The 8,064-nt window shown below is 61.7% G+C and carries 8 protein-coding genes; 5 read left to right on the top strand and 3 right to left on the bottom strand.

Annotated elements, in window-relative coordinates; translation table 11 throughout:
* Positions 1 to 10: 10 nt before the first annotated feature.
* Positions 11 to 1,165, bottom strand: a complete 1,155-nt coding sequence (gene glgA, locus HMPREF2635_RS08910; RefSeq protein WP_070821618.1) for a glycogen synthase — start codon at positions 1,163 to 1,165, stop codon at positions 11 to 13.
* Between the two features lie 188 nt (positions 1,166 to 1,353).
* Here glgA and glgC point away from each other — a divergent pair, with 188 nt between their 5' ends.
* On the top strand, positions 1,354 to 2,571 hold the full coding sequence (glgC, locus tag HMPREF2635_RS08915; RefSeq protein ID WP_046648300.1) for a glucose-1-phosphate adenylyltransferase: 1,218 nt from the start codon (positions 1,354 to 1,356) through the stop codon (positions 2,569 to 2,571).
* A gap of 492 nt (positions 2,572 to 3,063) precedes the next feature.
* Here glgC and HMPREF2635_RS08920 read toward each other — a convergent pair whose 3' ends face one another.
* The gene (locus HMPREF2635_RS08920; RefSeq protein WP_046648301.1) at positions 3,064 to 3,711 is read right to left on the bottom strand and encodes an O-methyltransferase; all 648 of its coding nucleotides are present in this window, start codon (positions 3,709 to 3,711) and stop codon (positions 3,064 to 3,066) included.
* A gap of 163 nt (positions 3,712 to 3,874) precedes the next feature.
* On the opposite strand from HMPREF2635_RS08920, the gene sigE reads away from it, so the two are divergent.
* The 3 genes from sigE to HMPREF2635_RS08935 all read left to right on the top strand — a co-directional run bounded on the left by sigE (position 3,875) and on the right by HMPREF2635_RS08935 (position 5,713).
* Positions 3,875 to 4,540, top strand: coding sequence for an RNA polymerase sigma factor SigE (sigE, locus tag HMPREF2635_RS08925; protein WP_046648302.1), 666 nt, complete (start codon positions 3,875 to 3,877; stop codon positions 4,538 to 4,540).
* Between the two features lie 83 nt (positions 4,541 to 4,623).
* On the top strand, positions 4,624 to 5,073 hold the full coding sequence (locus tag HMPREF2635_RS08930; RefSeq protein WP_049154393.1) for an anti-sigma factor family protein: 450 nt from the start codon (positions 4,624 to 4,626) through the stop codon (positions 5,071 to 5,073).
* A 67-nt stretch (positions 5,074 to 5,140) separates the two neighbouring features.
* A complete protein-coding gene (locus tag HMPREF2635_RS08935; protein ID WP_070700806.1) occupies positions 5,141 to 5,713 on the top strand; it encodes a twin-arginine translocase TatA/TatE family subunit in 573 nt (190 codons plus the stop codon).
* Between the two features lie 7 nt (positions 5,714 to 5,720).
* On the opposite strand, the gene HMPREF2635_RS08940 is transcribed toward HMPREF2635_RS08935, so the two are convergent.
* Entirely contained in the window at positions 5,721 to 6,860 is a 1,140-nt protein-coding gene (locus HMPREF2635_RS08940) for an Mrp/NBP35 family ATP-binding protein (protein WP_210401603.1), read from the bottom strand.
* A gap of 159 nt (positions 6,861 to 7,019) precedes the next feature.
* Here HMPREF2635_RS08940 and HMPREF2635_RS08945 point away from each other — a divergent pair, with 159 nt between their 5' ends.
* Positions 7,020 to 7,796, top strand: coding sequence for a hypothetical protein (locus HMPREF2635_RS08945; RefSeq protein WP_070821620.1), 777 nt, complete (start codon positions 7,020 to 7,022; stop codon positions 7,794 to 7,796).
* The last annotated feature ends 268 nt before the right edge of the window (positions 7,797 to 8,064 follow it).

The raw sequence follows: 8,064 nt of genomic DNA on the forward strand, positions 1-8,064 counted from the left end.
GCAGTCCTTCCTACATCAACGAACGGTAAATGTCCACGGTCTGCTGCGCGATGGTAGCCCACGAGAAGTCATCAATCGCGCGCTGGCGACCGGCGCTGCCATAGCGCTGCGTCAGTTCCTTGTCCGCTGCCACTCGATTCACGGCGGCGGCGAGATCAGCCTCAAAGGTGGCTTCATCAGCGGCATCGTAATTGACCAAAACGCCGGTCTCACCATCCACGACGACCTCTGGGATGCCACCCACATTGGAGGCTACGACCGCGGTGCCGCAAGCCATGGCTTCGAGGTTAACAATGCCCAGCGGCTCATAGATCGACGGGCAGACGAACACATCGGCACCGGAATAGACTTGCTTAATCTCCTCGCGGGACAGCATGTCCTTAACCCAGAACACACCATCGCGCTTGGAGCGCAACTCCTCCACGAGGGCTTCGGTCTCCGCCGCAATCTCCGGCGTATCCGGCGCGCCCGCACACAGCACGAGCTGGATATCCTCGTCAAAGCTCTGGGCCGCCTTGAGCAGGTGCTTCACGCCCTTCTGTCGGGTAATCCGGCCCACGAAGGCAACGACGGGACGCTGCTTGTCGACGCCCAACTTATCCAGCACCGCCGACTCACCCGGCTGCCACACCTGCGTATCGATGCCATTGAGGACCACATGCACCTTATCGGCGTCGATACGGGGGTAGGCATCCAAGATGGAATCTTTCATGCCGGCAGATACGGCGATGACGGCGTCGGCGTATTCCATCGCGTTCTTCTCCGACCAAGAGGAGACCTCATAACCGCCGCCCAGCTGCTCGCGCTTCCACGGGCGGTGCGGCTCGAGGGAGTGCGCGGTAACCACGTGGGGGATACCGTACAACCGGCTGGCGAGGTGCCCACCAAGGCCCGTGTACCACGTGTGCGAGTGAGCCACATCGATGTCGGAGGCGGCGTTGGCCATGCGTAGACCCGTAGACAGTGTCTGCAGCGCAGCGTTGGCATCCTTCAATGCGGGGTCAACGCCATGGACAAAAACGTCTTTCTCGTCGCGCTCAGACCCCATGCAGTGGACGGAGACATCGATGATCTCGCGCATGAAACGGGTGAGCTCTGCAACATGGACGCCAGCTCCGCCGTAAATCTCCGGCGGATACTCCTTAGAAAAAATTCCGGCTCTCATACTCGCCAGAATACGGACATTCCGCAGCGCGCGCTAAACCTTCCTACCGCGCGCCACGAGCGCGGCGCGCAGCGGCGTTGGGACGCAAACACGAAGGAAGCACGCAAGCTGAGTGAGGGAGGTTAAAGGGGGTAAAAACACGCAAACTTCTACTGCACGATGCGGAAAATGTCTATAAGTTGGGTGGTGTGAGAAGCCTTCCTAATGTCCTTGCCATTGTCCTTGCCGGCGGCGAGGGAAAGCGCCTCTTTCCGCTGACGGAAGACCGCGCTAAGCCCGCCGTTCCTTTCGGCGGCTCCTACCGCCTGATCGACTTCGTGCTGTCCAACCTCGTTAACGCCGGATACCTCAAGATTGCGGTGCTAACCCAGTACAAGTCCCACTCTTTGGACCGCCACATTTCCCAGGCGTGGAACCTGTCTGGCCCGACTCCGCAGTACATCGCCTCCGTACCCGCCCAGCAGCGCCGCGGTAAGCGTTGGTACAACGGTTCGGCCGATGCCATTTTGCAGTCGCTAAACCTGATCTACGACGAGAAGCCGGATTACGTCATCGTCTTTGGCGCCGACCACGTCTACCGCATGGACCCGGCCCAGATGGTGGAGGAGCACATCGCGACGGGACTGGACTGCTCGGTGGCGGGCATCCGCGTTCCGCGTTCGGAGGCTTCGGCCTTTGGCTGCATCCAGGCGGATGGGATGGGCACGATTACGGAGTTCGTCGAGAAGCCTGCCAATCCTCCGGCAACCCCGGATGACCCGAACATGACCTACGCCTCCATGGGCAACTACGTCTTCACCACGCAGGCGCTTATCGACGCTTTGCTGGAAGACGAAAAGAATGAGGACTCCGCGCATGACATGGGCGGCAACATCATTCCTTATTTCGTGAAGCGCGAGCAGGCACACGTCTACGACTTCATGGCCAATGAGGTGCCCGGCTCCACGGAGCGTGACCATGGCTATTGGCGCGATGTCGGTACCATCGACTCCTTCTATGAGGCACACATGGACATGATTTCGGTGCACCCCATTTTCAACCTGTACAACCGTTCGTGGCCGATTCACTCCACGGATGACTCGAACTTCCCGCCGGCGAAGTTCGTGCAGAACGGTATCGCGCAGTCCTCGATGGTGGCTCCGGGCTGCATTGTCTCCGGCGGTACGGTGCGCAACTCTGTGCTCTCCTCGGACGTGCACGTGGCCGATGGCGCGACGGTGGAAGGCTCCGTCATCCTGCCGGGCGTGCGCATTGGACGCGGCGCGGTGGTCCGCCACGCCATCCTGGACAAGAACGTGGTGGTCAGCGATGGTGCGATCATCGGCGTGGACCGCGAGCGCGATGAGGAGCGCTTCAAGGTTTCCGAAGGCGGCGTGGTCGTCGTGGGTAAGAACGTAAAGGTCTAAGCCGCGAGACAGCACAGTAGTTTAAGCGGGCGTGCGGGTGGATTGAAGTCCACTCCACGCCCGCTTTTCGTGGCTTTGATGTCGCCGACGAGTTCCGGGCTGCTTCAGGAGCCTGCGTAACAACACTCCCAGCAACAGCACACTCTGCAACAACACGCGCGGCACAACCACACCCTGCAACATCACGCGCGGCACAACCACACCCTGCACCAACACACCCGTGCAACACCACAATCCTGCACCAACACACCCTTCGCGCTCACCGAAAGTGCGCGGCCCGCCTCGTGAAGCCCCATGGTGAGCGCGAAGGGCGGGGGTGGGAACGGAGAAGGAGTAAAAAGTCGGCGCAAAAAGGCCACCGGCGACACATGTCGGGGTTTAGCTCGGAGACGTATCAGTGGCTAAACCAACGGTGTCCTAAATGACGAAAGTCTCCGAGCCGATCGAAAAACAGGCGATGGTTTTGGCAGATCGGGCAGTTTCAGAAGGCGGCTACAGCTTGGTAATGAGCGTCAGGCCCGCGCCGTAGGGCAGGCGCGTCACGGCCGCGCCCTCGAGGGAGCGGGCAACCTCGTCGGCCTCGCGGGCAGCGGCGGTGTCGCGGTCGGTGCGGGAGGGGTCGGCCACGGTGCCGTCGAGAAGCGCATTGGCCAGCACCAAAGTGCCGTGCTGGTGCAGCAGCGGCCAGGCGGCCTTGAGCAGCGCAGGCATATCGAGCGCTGGGACCTCGGCGTAGATCACCTGGTAGGTGTCATTGGCCAGGCGGCCCATGATGTCGAGGGGGCGCGAGGGTAAGAAACGGCCGCGGCTGGGGGAGTAGCCGGCCTCGCGGAAGGTTCGCTTGGCGCTGGCCTGGTGCTCTGCCTCCGGATCGATGCAGGTGAGGATTCCGTTCTCCGGCATGCCGGCAAGCAGATAGAGGCCCACGACGGATGCTGCGGGAGTAATCGCCACCGCCTGCGGCCGCGAGGTAGTGCCGGATGAAACCGCCGCGAGCGTGGTGAGCAACTGGCCGGTTGCCTCATCCGGTGCTGGCAGGCCATACTCCTCCGCGTGGGCGCGGGCGCCGGCGAGAACCTCGGAGACCTCGCTGGTGGATTCGATGTAGGTTCGCATTGCGTCATAAGCCGTAGTAGTCACAAAAGAAAACCATAGTGAAATCGCCACAGCTGCGTGCCGAGAATCGCCCGCAACTCTCCTCAGCTGTGACGCAAGAAGCCCATGTAAGCGGTGTGACGGATTCACAGGTTGCTCACAGGGCCGTGGCTGGAGTTTCGCCGCGCACTATAGAAAGATATTCGGCATGACCACACAGCAGCGCGAGTTTGAGCCCGCTCACCGTTCCACCGATTCCTCCGCCACTGGCAGCCATGATGCCAGCGCTGAAACTGAGAAGTTGACCGGAACCGCTGCGTTCGACGCCGGCCAGGCCGATATGCCTTCCTGGGGTGAACTCGTGGCCGAGCACGCCGATGATGTCTATCGCTTGGCTTACCGCCTCTCCGGCAACCAGCACGATGCTGAAGACCTCACCCAAGAGACCTTTATGCGCGTCTTCCGTTCTTTGGATAAGTACCAAGCGGGAACCTTTGGGGGCTGGCTGCACCGCATCACCACCAACCTCTTCTTGGATATGGTCCGCCACCGCTCCAAGATCCGCATGGAGGCCCTGCCGGAGGATTATGAGCGCGTCCCCGGAACCGACATGACCCCGGAGCAGGCCTATTCGGTAGCTAACCTGGATCCGGCGCTGCAGTCCGCGCTCGATAACCTCGCACCGGATTTCCGCGTGGCCGTGGTTCTCTGTGATGTCGTGGGCATGAGCTACGACGAAATCGCCGAAACCCTCGGCGTCAAGATGGGCACCGTGCGCTCCCGCATCCACCGCGGCCGCTCCCAGCTGCGTGCCGCTCTGGAGAAGGAAGCCGAGAGCAACGCAGACACCCGCAGCCTGCTGCGTACGCGCTAGACTGGGCAGCGTTTAAGTCTGAGACCGCGAGAATTCTGCCGCCTAGGGCAGAGGAGCGCGCACTGAGGTGAGGTGACGTTGAGGTGAAAGAAGAAGGACATAGCAGCGACGGCCAGTCCCTGAGTCTGTCCGGGTTCTTCACCGAGGCCCAAGCCAAAGTCCGCGATAAGGCAAAGGCCCGCGCTCAGCGGGCAGATACTATCGGCCATTTGGGGCCCGAGGCGGTCGTCGCTTTCGTCGACGGCGAGATGCCAGCCAAATATGCCCACCGCGTACGCATCCACCTCGTGCACTGCCCGGAATGCCGGGCAGAAATCCACCACCAGCGCAACGCCGCCGAGTGGGTTCGTGAATGCAGCGTGGAATCCCACGTTAAGGCGCCGGACTCGCTCATGGCAAAGCTCGCTGGCATCGCCCATCAGGGCGTAGGGCCCGGGCCGGATGCGGAAGCGCCTGCGCACCAGCCACGTCAGGATTTCCTGGACAAGGTGGAGATGGTTGTGCGCGCCATCCGGCACAACCAGCGGGGCTAACAAGAGACCGAAGCCTTCCGCGCGCCCGTCGCCCTGTCATCACTAGCGAAGTAGTTAAGATAGTTTCGTGTTTTCCTCAATTGGTTGGGTAGAGATCATTGTCATCGTGCTGCTGGGGCTGGTGATCATCGGCCCTGAGCGCTTGCCCGGCGTGATCATGGACGTCCGCGCGGCTATCTACGCGGCGCGCAAGGCCATTGCGAACGCCAAGGCGGAGCTCAACGGTGAGATGAGCGGTCTCGGCGCGGAGTTCGATGACCTCCGGGTGCCCCTGAGCCAGGCGGCGGAGTGGACGCGCATGGGCCCGCGCGGGGTGATTACCAAGGCGCTTTTCGACGGCGACGATTCCGCCTGGGACGACTTCAACCCGAAGAAGATGGCTGAGGACATCAAGAAGAGCACCAGCCCGTATGAGCATGACGCGGAAATAAACAACCAACCCGCGCATAACCAGCAGGGGCCGGCACAGCCAGCGCCGGAGCAGAACACTGGCCGGCCGACCTTCGATTATTCGCAGGTCTATCCGGACCTTGGCGCCCAGCAGCCGGCGGGGGAGAAGGCGGCTAAAACGACACAGCCCCCGCGCGGCGGAAATGCATCCACCGGCGAGGGCAGCTCCTCCTGGGAGGACGTCACCTAAGGGTTATTTAGCCCTTGCGGGTGACACCCAAGCCAAGCTTCTTGCCCACGAGGGAATCGGAGCGTACGGCAATGGAATCGGCCACCTTGTTGATGGCCTGGGTGGCGGGGGAGTCGGGCGCGGAAATAACGATGGGGGTTCCGGCATCGCCAGCCGCGCGCAGGCTCGGATCCAGCGGGATGCTGGCCAGCAGGGGAACCTCGTGGCCCAGCAGCACGCTGAGGCGCTCGGCCACTACTGTGCCGCCGCCGGAGCCGAAGATATCCATGGTGGAACCATCCGGCATGACCATCGCACCCATGTTCTCAATCACGCCGGCCACGCGCTGGCGCGTTTGCTGCGAGATGGAACCGGCGCGCTCGGCAACCTCGGCCGCGGCCGCCTGCGGGGTGGTCACAATCAGCAGCTCCGCATTGGGGATGAGCTGGGCCACCGACAGTGCAACGTCGCCGGTACCCGGCGGCAGGTCGAGCAGGAGCACGTCCAAGTCACCCCAGAAGACGTCCGCGAGGAATTGCTGGAGGGCGCGGTGGAGCATCGGCCCGCGCCAGACCACCGGCGCATTGCCCTCCACGAACTGGCCAATAGAAATGTGCTTGATGCCGTGGGAGATGGGGGGAAGCAGCATTTCGTCGTCAAGCACTGTGGGGCCCGCCGTGGAACCCAGCAGGCTGGGGACGGAGTGGCCGTAAATATCGGCGTCCACGATGCCCACCTTGAGTCCCTTGTTGACCAAGGCTGCGGCCAGGTTCACCGTGACGGAGGACTTGCCCACGCCGCCCTTGCCGGAGGCCACCGCGAACACGCGGGTGGTGGACTCGGGCTTGGCAAAGGGGATCTCCGGCTCGGCCTGCCCGCCGCGCAGCTTCTGCTTGAGCTCCTTACGTTGCTCGTCGCTCATCGGCGTCATCGAGATGTTGATGTTGCCGACACCGTCGAGTTCCGCCACGGCCGCGCGGGTATTGGACTCGATGGTGCCCTTCATCGGGCAGCCGGCGATGGTGAGATAAAGCTCGATGTCCACGTCCGAACCGTTAACAGTCACGGACTTCACCATGCCGAGTTCGGTAATGGGGCGACCGATTTCTGGGTCATCGACGCGGCTAAGCGCGTCGCGAACGGAAGATTCAGTAATAGCGCTAGTCATAACGCGCATTAGTCTAGTCACGTGCTACCGCGGAGAGCCACACCGCCGTCTGGCCAGCGAGGTGTGTAAGATTCAGCCAGATGCTGCGGCCCAGCGCTGCGGACTGAGGAACTTTAAGAACAGCGACATGTGTGCTGCATGTCCGGTTGAATAGAAAGAATGCGCCTGATTCTGATGCCCCGCCTTATTGCACATTCCCGCACCTTCGCCCGCGTTGTTGGGGTGGCCTTGGTGGGGGTTGCGGGGGCGTCGTTAAGCGCCTGCTCTGGGTATGAACCCAAGCCGGATCCGAACCCAGTGAACTCGGCGCCTATCACCATCATGATTGACCCGACATCCCATGAGCAGCGCGTGCTGGCGGAGATCTACCGCCAGACCCTGCGCGATGAGGGACGCGCGGCTACCGTTTCTCAGAAGCCAAAGCTGGTGCGTCAAGGAGGGGAGCACATCAGCGGGGTCAGCACTAACGGCAACTTCTTCGTGGGCTGCACGGGTGAATTCTTAAGCGTCTACAACCCGGAGGAAGCCCGCGCGATTTCCAAGGACTACGTGGCTGCCAAGGAAGAAGGCACCAAGGACGTGGACTTTTTGGAGCGCACCCACGTCGCGCTCATGGCCTCGCTGCCACCGGAAGTCTCCGTGGTGGAGCCTGCCGGTGCCGAAGGCTGCCCTAATTCAAAGCCGGAGCTTCCACAGAATTACGTCGTGGTCTACCAGGATGGGCTATTCAACCGCGATGAGAAGCTGGAGATAGCCTCCTTCACCAAGTTCCTCACCACGCAGGATCTTGATGAAGTCGTACAGGAAGTGGAAGACTCCGAGGACTTTGAGGCGGCCGTGCGTGCCTGGATGGAGGCCAACCTCATGCAGAACCTCAACGAGGAAGGTGACTCTAACTCTTCCGGCGGCTCGGATTTGGTCCACGAGGAATCCTAGGAGATACAAGCTAGGGGGCGCAGTCCTCGGCGCCTGGGGGAACAACCTAGGACTGTATAAAACGGCGCTGGACACGCCCTGCTTGGCGACGTCTCGCCGCACCGCCCCACTCCCTACGTGTGGAAAACGATCAGTATCTCACAGAGTGGTCGATTCCAGGAAATCTATAGTTCCCTCGCGCTTGTGTACTTATTGTTAAAGATTCCAGGTAAAACCCTGTTTTTCTTGCGGGTTTATGGGCTCTTCCGGTTTCGGGGTGCGTAGCGGG

Source organism: Corynebacterium sp. HMSC035E02 (genome assembly GCF_001836065.1).
In the GTDB taxonomy this organism is placed as follows: domain Bacteria; phylum Actinomycetota; class Actinomycetes; order Mycobacteriales; family Mycobacteriaceae; genus Corynebacterium; species Corynebacterium hiratae.